This is a genomic window from Flavobacterium dankookense (assembly GCF_004362665.1).
In the GTDB taxonomy this organism is placed as follows: Bacteria; Bacteroidota; Bacteroidia; order Flavobacteriales; family Flavobacteriaceae; genus Flavobacterium; species Flavobacterium dankookense.
The window spans coordinates 52064-69362 of sequence record NZ_SNXR01000014.1 but is presented as its reverse complement, the minus strand read 5'-3'; the positions used below and the strand labels follow the sequence as shown (position 1 = coordinate 69362).

Sequence of the window (17299 nt, the reverse complement as noted above, 5' to 3'; positions counted from 1 at the left end):
CAATTGATTATGTGGGTTCGACAATCGATTATGTAGGCTGAACAAGAGTTAATGTAGGTTTAAGTATTAACAAGATAGGTTCAACAATCGACAAGATAGCTTCAACAATAAGCAAGATGCCCTTCGACTGTGCTAAGGTTGACAAAACAATTGATAATATAGCTTCAACAATAGGTAATATAGGTTCAACAATAAATGAGGTAGCTTTAACAAAGTATAATCTTGATAGTTCTATTGGAAGGATTGGGGTTTATAGTGTTGATTTTTTTGGATAAAAAAACCTGATAGTTTTTACTCGCTATCAGGTTTTTAGTTTTGTTGGGTGTGGTTATATTTTTAATCCTTTTATGAGATTGTATTCTGTTGAGTTGTTGCCATATTGTGCTTTTATGCTGTCTTTAATTCTAATGCCTATTTGGGACAAGGTGTTGTAGCTTTCGATACGGACTTTGTTGTTTTGTACAAATTGGGTAAAATTGTTCATTACGTCATTATTTGCCGTTATGGCATCGTTGTATCGATTGTTTAATTCGGTGATGGTTATTTCTGAATTTGCTGGAGTATAATCTGTCCCAAAATTTGATAGATTGGCAATTAAGTCGGCAAAGAATTGGGCTTTCGAGTTGAAGGATTGGTACGATTGGCTTACGGTTGCTTCGTCTGGATTGGCAGTTTTCTTGCTTTTTATGTTTGCTCCTCTAATTTTTGCAATGATGCTGGCTACATCGGTTGCTTCTTTGGCAGTTCTTCCAAAGGATACTTTTACGGCAGCGTTTATTGGAGAAAGTAGTTTTTTTATTGCGTTTATTTTTAAGTCGTACACTTGTTTTCTTTTTTCTACGGCTAAGGAATAGCTTTGTTTTTTGCTGGCTACATCGTTGTTTTGGGATTTGATGGACGTTATTAAATCGTTGTAGGCGTTGATGCTGTACTCGGGTTTAATTGGTGTGTAGTTGTTGAAATTTTGTAGTGCTGCGACTAGTTTTTCTGCGTTACCGATTCTTGCTCCGTAACTTACTTCTGAATTTGAGTTCATATTTTTTTGATTTATTAATTGTTTGTGAACTATTTCACACAAAGCAATTATCAAAATGCTTGCCAGAGTTTGTAAGTAAAGATTTAAATTTTTGTTAAAGTTTTAGCAGTTGTTTCACTTGCATATCGTTTCAATATTTTTTTCTCGCTAAGACGCAAAGTTTTCTTGATTTCCATTAAAAATCCGTATTTCTACTTAGTTTTATTTTAATGCTGATTTCTATATTAGCCAAAAATAGGGAAAACCCTAATTCAAATTAGGGTTTTCCCTATTTGTTGATTAGGGTTTTTCCTAATTCGAATTAGGGTTTTACGAAAGTGAAAAGTGGAATGAATGAAATATGTTTGCCTTACAAAATCTTTATGAAAGAATAACAAAAAAATACATTGCTTAGATAAAATACTAACAAAATAAATTCTTACATTTAACACCAATCAATTAACACTTTCTTTTATGATTTTATTTTATACCCTTAAAAAGTCTCGCTTTTTAGCATTATTCCTTCTTACAATCAGCACTGCACAATCCCAAGACATTCTTTGGGAAAAAAGTTATGGTGGTAAACATGCCGAGTATTTATTCGATGTAATTCCTACACCAGACTATGGTTTTATTCTAGCCGGAAGTTCGTTGTCTAAAAAGACAGGAAACAAGACGGAAGACAATCGTGGTGATTTGGATTATTGGGTTTGGAAGATGGATGAGAAAGGCGAATTGGATTGGCAAAAGAGTTTTGGTGGAACGGGACAAGACATATTGCGTTGTGTTTTGTTGACCAATGAAGGCGGTTTTTTGTTGGCGGGTTCGTCACAATCAGCAGAAGGATTGGATAAAAAAGAAAGCACTAAAGGACAGTCGGATTTTTGGATTATTAAACTCAATGCGCAAGGTGGTGAAGAATGGCAAAAAACAATTGGCGGAAGTGGACAAGATGATTTGACGGCTGTAGTTAGAACTAAAGATGGTGGGTTTGTAATTGGAGGTTCGAGTAGTTCGGAAAAATCGGGAGATAAAAGTGTGGGTAATTTTGGTGGCTTGGATTATTGGGTGCTGAAACTGGATAAAGACGGAAAAATTGTTTGGCAGCAAACTTTTGGTGGTGATTACAATGATGAATTACGCAGTATTGCTATAACCCAAGACGGTGGTTATTTATTGGGTGGAAGTTCTAATTCGTCTGATGTTGGAACAAAGACGCAAAAGAGTTATGGTGCTAGTGATTATTGGATTATCAAATTGGATAAGGATGGCAACGAGCAATGGCAGAAAACCATTGGTGGTAAAGGAGATGACCAACTGTATGTTGTGCATACAGCGCAAGACGGAAATTATCTTTTGGGTGGTAATTCTAACTCTGAAACGGGAGATGACAAAAGAAGTAGCAACGAAAGTGGAACGGACTTTTGGGTGATTAAACTTGACCAAGAGAACAAAGATATTCTTTGGCAAGAAACCTATAATATTAGTAAGGTTGATATTTTAACGTCATTGGTTGAGAATGATGATAGGAGTATCTTGTTGGGTGGTTATGCGCAAGGTTCCCGCATTCGCGGGAATAACAAGACCTCACGCATTCGCGGGAATGACAAGTTGGTGAAAGGAACAGCTGATTATGTAGCGATAAAGCTTAATGAAAAAGGAGAAGAGAAATGGCGAAAAGACGTAGGTAGTGATGGAGAAGATATTTTGAAGAAAGTGATTGAAACTAGAGATGGCGGTTATTTGATGGCGGGAACGAGTAAGGGTAAAATCTCTAATGATAGAAACACCAGTAAAGGAGGCAATGATTTTTGGGTGGTGAAACTCAAAGACAAGCAAAAACCAAAAGAGAAAAAAGAACCAATTCAAGCGATACCAAACCCTGCGGTAGATTTTACCAATGTGATTGTGGGTTATGAGTTTGAAAAAGGCACGGCTACAGTGGTTGACCTCGCAGGACATGTGTTGCAGACTTTTGAAATCAAGGAGCGAACGGTGCCTATCGATTTACAAGGTTATCCGGAAGGGATTTATATTGTTAACATCAAAACAGAGAAACAAAGCGATGGTGTGAAGGTGATAAAGGGAAGGAAGAGGTAGTGTTCAGTGGTCAGTGGTCAGTTGGCAGTTGAGAGAGAATAGAAAATAGAGAATAGAATAAAGAATATAGAAATTTTAGATATGAGAAAATATATAGTTGTAATGGTTGGTTTGGTTTTTTGGATTGGTTGTTTTGGACAGGCTACTACCGAGATAGTTGATTTTATTCCTATGACTCCTGAAAGCTTTGCATTTAAAAAAAGATTTAATTACGACATATCAAATTATACAGGAACTACAAATATTGATATTCCAATTTATACTATTATTGATAAAGATATAGAAATTCCAATTTCTATCTCATATAATACTGGAGGTATAAAAGTAGAAGAGGAAGCTAGTATAGTTGGGCTAGGTTGGTATCTAAATATTGGAGGAGAAATATCAAGAAAAAATAATGGGGCTCCAGACGAAAGGAGTTTTATATCAACTAATTACAATAGCGTAAATGGTATAGGTTATAATAAAACAACAATTCCCGATTTTATTCCGCCTTCGGGTGGTGACATTTATGCAGGTTTATATTGGGCTAAGGTTCATCTTTATCGAGATGCAATTCTTCATAGTAATCCTTATGTTTCCTATCAATTAACTCGAGACACTAGACCTGATGAGTTTTTCTATAATTTCTTGGGAAATTCTGGTTCTTTTATGTACAATCAGCAAACGAGTAATTTTATTAATTATCCTTTGAATAATATAAAATTTGACTTTATGACCCAATACATCCAAGGTTATAATACGGTATTTTATAATCTAATTGCTAATCTTCCTGATGGAAATAAAGTATTTTTTGGGGAAGATGGGAGAAGAAGTGTTAGAAAAAATGGAGGATTATATTTTGATAACTCATGGCAAATTAAAAAAATTATTACCAAAAATAATCTTGAAATAAATTACGAATACATTCAAAGTGAGTATACAACTAGTACAAGGTCAACCTGGACAGGTTTTGAAGGAGGTGTAAGCCCTGGTCTTGCAAGTAACCCTATTTCATTTGGTAATTCTTATGATTATAAAAATAGAGAAAGTCTAATAAGTAAAATACATTTCCCTAATGGAATGATTGAATTTATTTATGGAAATAGAGATGATTTATTGAGTGGTTCAAAAAGGCTAGTTGGAATTAAAGTTTTTGAAAATAATCAATTAATTAAAGAAGTAAATTTGAATCATAGTTATTTTGTTTCAAACCAACCAGTCGTACCCATAAATAATGTTATATCTAGAACAAAAAGATTAAAGCTTGATAGCATAGAATTTAAAGGGAACGATGGATCTGTTGTTGAAAAATATTCACTGGAATATAATGTTTTCGATAAAGTGCCTACAAAAGACTCTTTTTCTAGAGATTATTGGGGTTACTTCAATGGGGACAATAGTGCTAATATAATGCCAAAAATTTTTGATGTAGAGTGTGTTACTAATTGTTATGATAGGATAAGTCCTTTATATTCGAAAACTTTTTCCTTAAAAAAAATTATTTATCCAGAAGGTGGTTATACGGAGTTTGAGTATGAAAATAATATTGCAAATATATCCTTAGGTGATGTTCCTCAAGATTTAATAGATAAAATAACGGATGAATTATATCAAAATGAATTCCGGGATTTATATATCTCAGGCTATGCATTAAATAATTATTATCCAGAACCAATACCCGATACATATTATCCTGCAAGGAGAAAATTTTTATACAGTGAACCATTTGTTATAGATCAAAGTATATCACCAAGTATGACTAACAATCTATTTATAAATAGCAACTTACCTTTTAAAATTCCATTTTACCAGACTTTTCTTCCGAGTAATAATTATGTCAAATGTGATATTGAGAAATTTAATGGTACTAGTTTTCAACCCTATTTCAGTAAAACCATTTCAGTAAATGAAAACAGTAATGGAAACTCAGGTAGTTATGTTGATAATTTAAATTTACCACATGGAACATACAGATTTAAAATAGAGCTATACCAAGGATATTTTAATAGCAATGGATCATCCTATTTAAACTCACAAGAATTACAACAATATCATTCAACATCAATAAGCTTAAGGTTAAGGAGGAAAAATAAAACTGAAATTATTGTTGGTGGATTAAGGATCAAAGAAGTTACATCAAATACTCCTCAAAATGCTTATAAAACTACATATAGTTATTTGAATGATAATGGTAAATCCAGCGGTAGAATGACTTCAATACCTACTTTTATTAATTTAGTGTCCTACAATGATTTTCTCCCAACCAATCAAAATCCAAATAATCATATAAATAGAATCATAATAAAAAAATCTTCCGAGCCAAATCTTCCTATGATTAAAACACATGGTTCTCATATTGGATATCAAAAAGTTACAAAAAAAATCATGAATTTGAATGATAATAATGATTATATGAAAACGGATTACACTTATTCTTTTGCAAGCCCTTTATTTTCAGATCATTATTTAAGGACTCACTTAAAGATTTATGAACCTAAACCTTGGCAAAGCGGTAAACTTTTGACAACAACTGATTATATTAACGATGCGATTAAAAAAAGGACAATTTATGATTATTACGGTTTAGACTTAGAATATGACAAGGGGTTTGTAGAAGATATTATTACTGATTATTTTAATCAAAATGAATTTGATCCAGATAATGCTCTCGTTTTTGATAGAGCATCTAATTTTATTCCAGTAATAGATGGAAATGTGATATCTGGAAACGGCCTTAATTTATATCAACCCGATGATAATCCAGTAATGCTGGCATCTGGCCATTGGACCGCCGCAGGAGCTGGTTTTAAAACGCCTTACTTTAAAAATTATACAGGTTTTGATGCTATAAAGTCTGTTAAAACAATATTTTATGAAAGTAACGGTGATTTTGAAACTAACGAATATTATGATTATAGGAATAATAATCTATCAAGTAAAAGAGTGTTAAGTTCCACCAATGATACTATCATAACTAATTATTATTATCCAGTTGATAATGAAATGAGTAATGAGCCAAATATTCAAAATTTAGTTCTTAAAAACATAATATCAAAACCGCTAAAAATAGAAACATACAGAAATGATGTTAAAATATATGAACAGAAAACTGTTTATAAAGATTGGGACACGACTAGTGGTATTTTTTTACTACCCGAACTAATCAAAACAAGCAAAGGTAATGGTGCCCTAGAAGATCGAGTAAAATATAATCTGATTGACACAACTAACGGCAACCCACTAGAAGTTGAGAAAAAAGACGGAATGAAGATCAGTTATATTTGGGGTTACAATAAAACGCAACCCGTTGCAAAACTAGAAAACATCGCTTATGCTTCAATACCTGCTGCTACCATTGCTGATATTCAGAGTAAGTCCGACTTAAATAATAACGAAGCTAATCTACTCACATCACTCAACGCATTGAGAACTTCATTTCCTAATAGTATGATTACTACACTGACCTATAAACCATTAATTGGCGTAAGCACGATAACCGATCCGAAAGGACAAAAAACAACTTATGAGTATGATACTTTTGGGCGATTAAAACAGGTAAAAGACCATCAAGGCAATATACTTTCGGAGAACGAATACCATTACAGAACTCAAAACTAAAGCAAGATGAAAAAGTTATTATTTATCACCGCCACATTATTTTCTTTCTTTGCTTATGGGCAATTGCCGAGCTCAGACCAGAATTATATAAAGAACACTACTTATAAAGTACCAACGACTGTAACACCTAATCCAACGGATGCTCAAAAAACACAAAGTATCACTTATTTTGATGGTTTAGGAAGACCTATACAACAAATAGCCAAAGCGCAATCAGCAACAGCAAAAGATATCATCACGCATATTGAATATGATGGTTTCGGTAGACAAACGATGGAATATTTACCATTTGCCTCACAGCAAAACACGATGCTGTTTATGGATAGTAACACGCTGAAACAAGAGCAAGCTACTCAGTATCAAACATGGTATGGTGATGTTAATCCGTATAGCGAAAAGCGATTGGAGAATTCACCACTAAACCGTGTTTTAGAGCAAGCAGCACCAGGCAATGATTGGGCAATGAACAATGCTGAAAAGCATACTATTCGTTTTGATTATCAAACCAATGTTGCGAACGAAGTAAAACTATATAAAGCTACTGCTACATGGGTTCCAGCCAAAGGATTGTATGAAATAGCATTGGTTAACGAAACGGGAAGTGTTTATTATGAACCGAATCAATTGTATAAAACAATCACTAAAAATGAGAATTGGAAAACCGCTGATGGCGATAAAAACACCACAGTAGAGTTTAAAGACAAAGAAGGACGCGTGGTTTTGAAGCGTACTTATGGTAGTTCTATAATTAATAATGCTGAAACGGCTGCATGGCATGATACGTATTATGTTTACGATATTTTTGGAAATTTAACCTATGTCATTCCTCCATTGGTAAATACTAGTTTGGTAATAACGAATGATGTTTTAAATGATTTGTGTTATCAATATCAATATGATTACCGCAACCGACTGGTGGAAAAGAAACTACCGGGAAAACAATGGGAATTTATTGTTTATGATAAATTGGATAGAGTAGTGATGACTGGACCCGCTTTGTCTCCCTTTACGGATCTAACAGGAAATGGTTGGATGATAACTAAATATGACGTTTTTAGCCGACCAATACTAACGGCATGGATGCCAGGAACGGTAACAAGTACAACTAGAAAAACCAATCAAGACAATCGCACATCGGCTACGTTATTGAACGAAAGTAAGACAACTTCAAATACAACTGTAAACTATGTAGGCTTTATGTATACTAACCTATCATTACCAACAAGTGATTATCATGTATTGACTGTAAATTACTATGACAACTATGATAGTGGTCTATTGTTTTCACCAACTATATCGTATAGCGTTATTCATGGACAAACCTTACACAATAATACAACTAGTAAACCTATTGGATTGCCAACGGTGAGTTGGGTACGTGTACCTGAAACGAGTACTTTATACAAACATGAAAAAAGCTACACACTCTATGACACTAAAGGAAGAGAGATTAGAACCTATAAGAACAATTATCTTGGTGGTTATACCCAAACGGATAAAAAGCTACAGCTTATAACAGGTAGAGTAGATTTTACCGAGACACGCCATAAACGAGTAACAGCTGATGCTGAGATTTTTGTGAAAGATGTTTTTACCTATACCGATCAAGAACGATTGTTAACCCATACGCACCAAATAGGAACTAGTGGAACACCGCAACTGTTGGCAAAGAATGAGTATGACGAATTAGGTCAATTAATCAGCAAACAAGTTGGAGGAACGGATACGACTACTTTTATTGGATTGCAAAAAGTAGATTATAGTTATAACATTCGAGGTTGGTTGAAAAGCATCAATAATATAAATGCTCTGGCTCAAAGTGGCAACCCAACGGATTTGTTTGCATTTAAACTAAACTATAACAATGTTGAAAACGAGAGTGTCTATGCAGGTACTAAACTTTATAATGGAAATATCAGTGAAACGTATTGGCGAACAAATAATGATGATGTGAAACGAAAGTACAGTTATAATTATGATGAGTTGAGTAGATTAAAAAATGCGGTTTATCAACGACCAGAAGATGCTTCACCATTACGAGATAGCTATAATGAAAGTTTAAGTTATGATAAGAATGGAAATATAAAGGCATTACAACGCAACGGAGAGTATGATGATGTGAATTATGCTTTTCAAATAGACCAATTGGAATATACCTATCATCCAACAAAGCATAACCAGTTGATGAAAGTAGTTGATGAGAGTATTAACCCTAATGGTTTTAAAGATGTTGCAAACGATAAAGATGATTATAGTTATGATGCTAATGGCAATATGACAATAGATAATAACAAAGGTATAACCGCTATTACATATAATCATTTAAACTTACCTACTAAAATAACATTTGGAACAAGCGGAAGGGTTGAGTATCTTTACAATGCATTTGGTAGTAAAGTAAAAAAGAGTTTTTTTAAAAGTGGAGTTTTTTTACCTACTGTTACAGACTATTTAGATGGATTTCAATATGCTAAAGTAGCTTCAGCTGTTGTTAAATTAGATTTTTTTCCACATGCGGAAGGTTATGTGAAAAATACTGTTGTTGGTAGTGCTAATGTTTATAAATATGCGTTTAATTATACTGACCATTTGGGTAATGTTAGACTAAGTTATGGATTAAATAGTGAAAATGTTCTTACTGTTCTTGAAGAAAATAATTACTATCCATTTGGATTGAAGCATGAGAATTATAATGTAACAAAGAAAGAGTATGATAAATATGACGGTGAGATAGATTTAAGAGGATGTGTGAATTGTAGTTATAAGTATAAGTACAATGGAAAAGAGTACCAAGACGAGCTGGGGCTGAATATGTATGACTACGGAGCGAGAAATTACGACCCAGCAATTGGTAGATGGATGAATATTGACCCTCATAGTGATACATATTTCTCAATTTCTAACTATGGTGCATTTGTAAATAACCCTATTTCTTTTATAGACCCCACAGGGAAAGATATTTTATTTTGGCGAGTTAATCAGAAAAGCGGAGAATGGGAACAAGTGAAGTTTAACCAACTGGATAAAAATATTCAGAAGGGAATAGAAGATTTCGGAAAAACTAAAGCAGGCTATGAATTTTTATCAAGTTTCGCAAATAAAGGAGATAAAATAGGAAGTTTAAGTTTTGATAAAGACGGAAAATATTCTAATCACGATTTACAATTAAATCAAGTTGAGGGTGAAACAGGTTATGAAGGAAGAACAAATTCACCAGTGATTAGAAAGGATAAAATAACTTTTGGAATTAACTTAAACAAAGACATCGAAAGTCCTCAAGTTAATGTGGCAGAAACGTTGGGTCACGAAGCATTTTTACATCAAATGCAAACTCTTGATGGTATAATTTCAGCCTTTAAAAAAGGAGGTGCAGGTGCAGCAATGGACTACGATTTAAAAGATTTTCATTCAAATCCAAGTGGTTACAAAGACCACCTTGCTTTAAAAGATGATGTTCAAGGTAGGGCAAAAAGATATTTTACTTATATTTCACAATTAAAAACAGTCCTTAATCCTATTGAAGTGCAAAAAGTTGTAAATAAAGACATTAAAAAAAGTTATTCGGTCGGTGTACAAGACACTCCTAAAAAACGATAAACATGAAGAAGTTTGGATTAATATTAAGTATGGTTATTATGTTGGCACAAGTTTATATTTGTTGTAACAACCATAAAGCGACAAATGTCGAAAAACAAGTTTACTATAAAATATATTCCCAAAAGGATAGTTTAATTGGATTTTCTTTAAGGAAATATGTTTTCAGCAATGATACAATGATTGAGAAAAGTTTATCAATTAATTTAGAAGGAAAAAAAATGAATAATTCAAAACAAACATTTTTTAAAAAAGGTAAAGATGTTTATATTTTTTCCAACATAAAAAATAATAGAGATAAGTATCTATACTTTTCTCCAAGTTTAAAAGACACCTGTTTACATGTCGATAGGAATATTCAAAACTTTTATTTGTGTAATAAAGGTAAAATAGATTTCAAAAAACACAAGAATGTTTATGAAGTTCTATATGATGAACGAGGATATGATTCAAGAAAGGAAACCTTAATACTTGATAAAGATTATACGTTATTGGCAAGATTCGAAGATTGTTATAATTATAGAAAAGAAATCATCACGGAGAATATGAAAGAGATTGAGAGCGCAAAAATAATGCTTGAAAATGTGAGCAAGCAACTACCATGGTGGTAAAATTTTAAATGGGTAATGTATCAAATTGTTAATGTATCAATCGTGTGGTTTTTGTTTTTTACAATTATTAGATGTTGATAATCAGTATTTGTTTAATAAAAAATATTTTAAAAGGATGAGTATCGTACTCATCCTTTTTATTTTTGGGCTTTAAAATTTAAATAAAATGATACCAAGAATTCAACTAGTTTATCAATTAGCCACGATGGAAGTGGAAATCCTCGCAGACATTGCAACGAACAGCGGGAAAAAGGAAGGGATTGCCACGCAAGCTCGCAATGACAGCGCAAGTGATTCGCTTCTAAAGAAAAATCAATAGTTAGAAGATAATCTAAAACAACCCATTCAATTCCGCATCAATTCGATTGATGATCATTCCTAAATCCTCAGGATTGTTTACAAAATCGATATCATCTACATCAATGATTAATAATTTTCCTTTATCGTAAGTTGTAATCCAAGCTTCATATCGCTCGTTCAAACGACTTAAATAATCAATTGAAATGGTGTTTTCATAATCACGACCACGTTTATGAATTTGGCCAACTAAATTAGGGATAGAACTTCTCAAATAAATTAATAAATCGGGAGAACCAACCAAACCTTCCATTAATTCAAAAAGCGAAGTATAGTTTTGAAAATCGCGATTCGTCATCAATCCCATAGCGTGTAAATTTGGAGCGAAAATATGCGCGTCTTCATAGATGGTTCGGTCTTGAATAATGTTTTTTCCGCTTTCGCGAATTTGTAAAACTTGACGAAATCTACTGTTAAGGAAATAAATCTGCAAATTGAAACTCCAACGTTCCATTTGATGATAAAAATCATCCAAATATGGATTGTCAACTACATCTTCAAAATGTGGTTCCCATTTAAAATGTTTAGCTAAAGATCGTGTCAAAGTAGTTTTTCCTGCGCCTATGTTTCCTGCTACTGCTATGTGCATTATGGTAGTTTTATTTTAAAATTCTTAATTTGTTGGTTGGTAAAAATAGCTAAAATTTGGTCTTTGTAATAAAAATTTTGAAACGATTTCTCAACAATTTCAATTTCAATGATGGACTTGGTTGTACTATTTAATAAAAATAATTGTTCTCCTTTTGAAAAAAGTATTTTCTCTGCATCAATAATTTGAATGAACTCAAAAGAGGGCAAACTGGATAAAAGAGTTTTCTTTCCAAAAATATCACACGAAAAGAAATCATTGTTTTCGTCTATCCAATAGAAAGTATTAAAATTTGTTTGTGAAAATTTTAATTTATGTTCAATAGGAATAGGCAATTCTTTTATGTTGTTTTTTATATAATCATAAAGCAATAACTTTTGAGAAATGGAATTATAGAGCCAAAATTGATTTTGACCTGAAAGTCCCATTTTGGATACAATTAATGAAGTGTCGATGTCTGAAAAATTTATTCTTTGAATTTCATTGAGTTGATTATCAAGAATAATAACCGAATTGAATTGTTCGTAGAATAATACAATTTGTAACGGATTGATGATGTCAACCGAAGTTATTTTACCAAGTGTCACATTTTTGTATTCCCAAGTTTGATTTTCGGATTGCTTGACAAAAACATTATTTTTTTGGTAATACAGATTTCTAAAGTTATCAAAACCAATAAAATAATCACAGTCGATTGCTTTTTCAGACTCTAAAGCTGTTTTTAATCGTTGCGATTGGCAATGATCGCTTATAGAAACGGATAGTAAAATAAAATAAATTATGTTTTTCATCATTGTGCTAATTTAATTAAACTAAATCAATTTGAAGTGGTCTAATAATTTTTAACAAAACTTTGGTAACACTTTATACAAACATTCGTCATATTTGTTATCGATAAAATAATAAACAATCTAAAATGAAAAAGTTCTTCTTCCTAGTAACTGTTTTAGCTACAACAGTTTCATTTGCTCAAAAAGATTTTCAAGGAATGGCGGTTTACGAATCCAAAACAAGTACTGCAGATTTCAAATCTCGATTTGAAGGAAACAAAGAAATCACTCCAGATATGCAAAAAATGATTGAAGAACGAATGAAGAAAATGTTTGAAAAAACATTCATTTTGAATTTCGATAAATCAGCTTCTATATACAAGGAAGAAGAACGACTTGATGCTCCTGGACAAGGACAAGGTGGAATGCGAATGATGTCGTCGTTTATGGGTGGCGGCGGAACGCATTATAAAAATGTAAAGGAAAAAATGTATAAAGTTGATAAAGAATTTATGGGAAAAGAATTTTTGGTAAAAGATTCTTTAACAACTTATAATTGGCAGATGAGTGGTGAAACTAGAGTAATTGGCGGTTATAATTGTTTTAAAGCAACAGCCGTAATTCCAGCTAGTAAAACTGATTTTAGAAATTTCCGTCCAAAGCGAAATGACGATAAAAAAGACGAAAAGCCTAAAGAAGAAGCTAAAAAAACCAGTTTTTTTGACGAGATAGATTTGCCAAAAGAAATCACTATTACGGCTTGGTACACGCCAGAAATTCCAGTAAGTCAAGGTCCAGAAGGTTATTGGGGTTTGCCAGGTTTAATTCTTGAAGTGAACGATGGAAAAACGACCATACTTTGTTCTAAAGTAGTTTTAAATCCAAAAGATAAAGCCGACATCAAAGCACCAACTACAGGGAAAGAAGTTTCTCAAAAAGAGTATGACGAAACTGTAACCAAGAAAATGGAAGAAATGAGCGAAATGGGTGGACGCGGTGGTTTTCAAATGAGAAGTACAAGGTAAATTTAATATTCATCAATCAATTATATCATGACAAAAGTTGTACTTATTTCATCGTTTTTGCTAATGGGTTTTTTGGCAAAAGCACAAGAGTTTCAAGGAAAAGCCGAGTATTTTTCGAAAAGAATTATGAAGAAAAATGCGGAGAAAATTGTAGCTCAAAAAGATGAGCCTCTCGATCCTGAACTTCAAAAAGCGGTTGAGGAAGCAATGAAAAGAGCTTCCGAGAAACAATTCGTTCTTACTTTTAACAAAACAGAATGCCTTTATGAAGAACAACAAAAATTAGACAAACCTGAAGCAAATGATGGAATGTCTATATCTATTAGTTTTTCAAGTGCAGGAAAAAAGTATCTTAATGTAAAAGACAAAAATAGTATTGTGGAAGACAACATTTTTGGAAAAGAGTTTTTAGTCGTTGAGCCAATAGTACAACCAGAATGGAAACTTATTGATGAAACAAAAAAAATTGGCGATTACAATTGTTTTAAAGCTGAATTGCTTATTCCAGTGAGTGAAAAGCAAAAAAAAGATTATGAAGAGTTCTTGAAAAAAGAAGAAAAAAAGCCTGCGCTTTTCAAGATGGAAAAGCCAGAAGATAAAGTAGTTACCGCTTGGTATTCTCCAGAAATCCCAGTTAGTTTTGGTCCTGATAATTATTGGGGTTTGCCAGGATTGATTTTAGAAGTAAATGATGGTGAAAATATGCTTCTTTGTTCGAAAGTAGTTTTGAGTAACAAAGAAAAAGCCAAAATCAAAGCACCAAATAACGGAGAAAAAACAACTCAAAAGAAGTTTGATGAAATCCTAAAGAAAAAAACGGCAAGCATGGCAAATGAAGATGGTGTTATTATTTTCGAACATTAATCAAATTATTTTCTAAGCCAAAAACATGAAAAAATCAATCCTATTTTTATTTCTATTAATTTCAACAATTTCTTTTTCTCAAACGGTTCGTTTTGAGGGTATTATTCAAGACGATAGCAAAGCACCGCTAGAAATGGCAAACGTGATGGCAATGAATCAAACGACAAAAGCCATGGATGCGTATGCCATTACCAATGAAAAAGGAAAGTTTTTACTAAATCTAAAATCCAATTCGACTTATACTATTAAGTTGAGTTATTTGGGAATGCAAAACAAAGAAATCACCATTACAACACAAGGAGAAAATATTACTCAAAACATCACTATGGAAAGTGGTGGAATTGAACTTCAAGGTGTTGAAATTGTTCGTGAAATGCCAGTTTCGATAAAAGGCGATACGATTGTTTATAATTCCGATTCGTTTACAACGGGAACGGAAAGAAAATTAGAAGATGTTCTAAAAAAACTTCCAGGAGTTGAAGTTGATGCCGATGGTCAAGTAAAAGTGGAAGGAAAAGCAGTAACGAAGTTAATGGTAGAAGGCAAAGATTTTTTTGATGGCGATACCAAATTGGGCGTGAAAAATATTCCTGCCGATGCAATTGATAAAGTTCAAGTGCTTCGTAATTACAACGAAAATTCCATCATGAAAGGCGTTGAAAACAACCAAGACAATTTAGCAATGAACATCAAACTTAAAGAAGGAAAGAAGAACTTTTGGTTTGGTGATATGACAGCAGGAATTGGTGTTGGACACGACGATACACGTTATGTTGTAGCGCCAAAAGCGTTTTACTATAGTCCAAAATACAGTCTTAATATTATGGGAAATAGTAATAATGTAGGTCAACAAGCGTTTACTATTCAAGACTATTTCAGGTTTAGCGGCGGTTTCAGAAATATCATGGGAAAAGGTGGCGGAAGTATTAATGTAGGTAGCAATTCACTTGGAATTAGCTTTTTTCAAGACAATAGAGTTAAGGAAATCGAATCGCATTTTGGTGCAACCAATTTTTCATACAATCCATCAAAAAGCTGGAGTTTGAGCGGATTTGCTATAGCAACTTCTACCTTGGTAGATACAGAAACGGCATCAACAGTTAATATTTTACAACCTAATACAACCGATGTATCTTCAACTGAAGTTAGAGACGATGCCGGAAGTCAAAAAAATAATTTAGGATTATTTAAGTTGAGTACAACGTATAAACCATCGGCTAAATTTCAATTGGATTATGATATCTTAACCCGAATTTCGGCACAAAGAGAAAACAACGAACTTTACCGTCAAGTGTTTAATTATGTTTCTGGAATAAATACGGATGAAAGTATTTTGACTTCTAAAAAACAAGATCCAATCAACATCAATCAGAATTTGAGTTTTTATTACACGCCAACAGATAAACATATTTTTGCTTTCGAAAGTCAGCATTTATACCAAAATGAAGATCCGTTGTATAATGCTAATTTAGAGTTTCAACCCTTTGATTTTTTGGGATATAACCAAACGCAAAATAGAAATGATATTACGCAAAGTCGTTTCATTAAAACCAATAAATTGGACAGTAGATTGGATTATTATTATGTGTTGACACCAAAAACAAACTTGAATTTTACCTTGGCAAACTCTTATGTATATCAAAGTTTAAACTCGTCTATTTTTCAGCGATTGGATAATGGAACTGTCAACAATTTGAATGCTACTGAAAACAATAATGATGTTAGTTATCGCTTTAATGACACTTATTTTGGATTTCATTTCAAATGGTTAACGGGTAAATTTACTTTCACACCAGGAATTACGTTGCATCGATTTAATTTAACTAATACGCAATTGGGAACAGATGTAAATCAAGAAATGTATCGTTTATTACCCGATTTTCAGATGATTTATCAAATTAAAAAATCGGAAACGCTAAATTATAATTTCGGATTGACCAATAATTTTACCAATATTAACAACTATGCTGTAGGAACAATTTTTAATAGTTATAGCAGTTTGTTTTCTGGAAATAGAGATTTGAATAATTCAGTGATACAAAGTCATTCTTTGAATTATCAAAAGTTTAATATGTTCAATTTCGAGAACTTTGGTGCCAATATCAGTTATACGAAAACAGTTGATGCTATTAAAACTAGAGCATTATTTGAAGGAGTAAATCAAATTGGTTCGCCAATTAATTCGCCATTTGGTGACGAGAATTTTTCAGCAAGTGGAAGATATGGTCGTTCTTTTTTGAAGTATTACAAAGCTAATTTTAGTGCAAATGTCAATTGGAGTAAGTTTTATAACATTCAAGTAAATCCATTAAATGCTGCCGAAGATGTTGTCGATACCGAAAGTTTTTCACAGAATTATCGCTTAAGTGCTTCCACAAATTTTAAAAATATGCCAAACATTGAGTTGGGATATTCCTATAGTGTAAATCAATATCCGAACGATAATTTTTATACCGATAGTCCATCGGTAAAACTGGATTATTTCTTTTTGAAAAGTTTTTCATTCCTAGCAGAATATGAATTTTTTCATTACTATAACAAAGCAAAAACCGTTGACCAAGAATATGACTTTTTATCAGCAAGTTTGACGTATCAAAAAACAAAAGCAAGTCATTGGGAATATAAAATTGCCGCAACTAACTTGCTCAACACTACATCGCTTAATGATGATAGCTTTTCGCAATTTTCCACTAGGAATTCGCAATATAGAGTTCAGCCGAGGTATATTATTTTTAGTTTGAAATATAATTTATAATAAAAAAAGCCAGTTCAAT

At 32.6% G+C, this 17299-nt stretch carries 12 protein-coding genes; 9 read left to right on the top strand and 3 right to left on the bottom strand.

What is annotated here, in order from left to right; all coding sequences use genetic code 11:
• Positions 1–116 precede the first annotated feature (116 nt).
• A complete protein-coding gene (locus tag BC748_RS14185) occupies positions 117–275 on the top strand; it encodes a hypothetical protein (RefSeq protein ID WP_162846438.1) in 159 nt (52 codons plus the stop codon).
• A gap of 53 nt (positions 276–328) precedes the next feature.
• Here BC748_RS14185 and BC748_RS08810 read toward each other — a convergent pair whose 3' ends face one another.
• Positions 329–1036 (bottom strand): hypothetical protein, encoded by a 708-nt coding sequence (locus tag BC748_RS08810; protein ID WP_133533124.1) that lies wholly within the window; start codon positions 1034–1036, stop codon positions 329–331.
• A 453-nt stretch (positions 1037–1489) separates the two neighbouring features.
• Here BC748_RS08810 and BC748_RS08805 point away from each other — a divergent pair, with 453 nt between their 5' ends.
• The 5 genes from BC748_RS08805 (at position 1490) to BC748_RS14180 (ending at position 11239) form a co-directional block, all read left to right on the top strand.
• Entirely contained in the window at positions 1490–3115 is a 1626-nt protein-coding gene (locus BC748_RS08805) for a T9SS type A sorting domain-containing protein (RefSeq protein WP_133533123.1), read from the top strand.
• 171 nt (positions 3116–3286) lie between these two features.
• Entirely contained in the window at positions 3287–6715 is a 3429-nt protein-coding gene (locus BC748_RS08800) for an RHS repeat domain-containing protein (RefSeq protein ID WP_162846437.1), read from the top strand.
• A 6-nt stretch (positions 6716–6721) separates the two neighbouring features.
• Complete coding sequence (locus tag BC748_RS08795) at positions 6722–10312, top strand: DUF6443 domain-containing protein (protein ID WP_133533121.1); 3591 nt, start codon at positions 6722–6724, stop codon at positions 10310–10312.
• A gap of 2 nt (positions 10313–10314) precedes the next feature.
• Positions 10315–10920: a hypothetical protein gene (locus BC748_RS08790; protein ID WP_133533120.1), complete on the top strand. Its 606-nt coding sequence runs from the start codon at positions 10315–10317 to the stop codon at positions 10918–10920.
• A 166-nt stretch (positions 10921–11086) separates the two neighbouring features.
• Positions 11087–11239, top strand: a complete 153-nt coding sequence (locus tag BC748_RS14180; RefSeq protein ID WP_162846436.1) for a hypothetical protein — start codon at positions 11087–11089, stop codon at positions 11237–11239.
• A gap of 12 nt (positions 11240–11251) precedes the next feature.
• Here BC748_RS14180 and BC748_RS08785 read toward each other — a convergent pair whose 3' ends face one another.
• Together BC748_RS08785 and BC748_RS08780 are read right to left on the bottom strand one after the other, a co-directional pair.
• Positions 11252–11866: a deoxynucleoside kinase gene (locus BC748_RS08785; protein ID WP_133533119.1), complete on the bottom strand. Its 615-nt coding sequence runs from the start codon at positions 11864–11866 to the stop codon at positions 11252–11254.
• Entirely contained in the window at positions 11866–12657 is a 792-nt protein-coding gene (locus tag BC748_RS08780) for a hypothetical protein (protein ID WP_133533118.1), read from the bottom strand. Before BC748_RS08780 ends, BC748_RS08785 begins: the two co-directional genes overlap by 1 nt.
• A 125-nt stretch (positions 12658–12782) precedes the next feature.
• Here BC748_RS08780 and BC748_RS08775 point away from each other — a divergent pair, with 125 nt between their 5' ends.
• From BC748_RS08775 to BC748_RS08765, 3 genes are read left to right on the top strand one after another with little or no spacing between them, the layout of a single operon-like run.
• Positions 12783–13661 (top strand): GLPGLI family protein, encoded by an 879-nt coding sequence (locus BC748_RS08775; RefSeq protein ID WP_133533117.1) that lies wholly within the window; start codon positions 12783–12785, stop codon positions 13659–13661.
• Positions 13662–13688: 27 nt separating this feature from the next.
• The gene (locus tag BC748_RS08770) at positions 13689–14525 is read left to right on the top strand and encodes a GLPGLI family protein (protein ID WP_133533116.1); all 837 of its coding nucleotides are present in this window, start codon (positions 13689–13691) and stop codon (positions 14523–14525) included.
• Between the two features lie 25 nt (positions 14526–14550).
• A complete protein-coding gene (locus BC748_RS08765) occupies positions 14551–17280 on the top strand; it encodes a carboxypeptidase-like regulatory domain-containing protein (RefSeq protein ID WP_133533115.1) in 2730 nt (909 codons plus the stop codon).
• The last annotated feature ends 19 nt before the right edge of the window (positions 17281–17299 follow it).

Excerpts from the sequence above, each read along its gene's own strand:
- BC748_RS14185 (WP_162846438.1), top strand. The coding sequence starts at position 117 with ATGCCCTTCGACTGTGCTAAGGTTGACAAAACAATTGATAATATAGCT.
- BC748_RS08810 (WP_133533124.1), bottom strand. The coding sequence starts at position 1,036 with ATGAACTCAAATTCAGAAGTAAGTTACGGAGCAAGAATCGGTAACGCA.
- BC748_RS08805 (WP_133533123.1), top strand. The coding sequence starts at position 1,490 with ATGATTTTATTTTATACCCTTAAAAAGTCTCGCTTTTTAGCATTATTC.
- BC748_RS08800 (WP_162846437.1), top strand. The coding sequence starts at position 3,287 with ATGACTCCTGAAAGCTTTGCATTTAAAAAAAGATTTAATTACGACATA.
- BC748_RS08795 (WP_133533121.1), top strand. The coding sequence starts at position 6,722 with ATGAAAAAGTTATTATTTATCACCGCCACATTATTTTCTTTCTTTGCT.
- BC748_RS08790 (WP_133533120.1), top strand. The coding sequence starts at position 10,315 with ATGAAGAAGTTTGGATTAATATTAAGTATGGTTATTATGTTGGCACAA.
- BC748_RS14180 (WP_162846436.1), top strand. The coding sequence starts at position 11,087 with ATGATACCAAGAATTCAACTAGTTTATCAATTAGCCACGATGGAAGTG.
- BC748_RS08785 (WP_133533119.1), bottom strand. The coding sequence starts at position 11,866 with ATGCACATAGCAGTAGCAGGAAACATAGGCGCAGGAAAAACTACTTTG.
- BC748_RS08780 (WP_133533118.1), bottom strand. The coding sequence starts at position 12,657 with ATGAAAAACATAATTTATTTTATTTTACTATCCGTTTCTATAAGCGAT.
- BC748_RS08775 (WP_133533117.1), top strand. The coding sequence starts at position 12,783 with ATGAAAAAGTTCTTCTTCCTAGTAACTGTTTTAGCTACAACAGTTTCA.
- BC748_RS08770 (WP_133533116.1), top strand. The coding sequence starts at position 13,689 with ATGACAAAAGTTGTACTTATTTCATCGTTTTTGCTAATGGGTTTTTTG.
- BC748_RS08765 (WP_133533115.1), top strand. The coding sequence starts at position 14,551 with ATGAAAAAATCAATCCTATTTTTATTTCTATTAATTTCAACAATTTCT.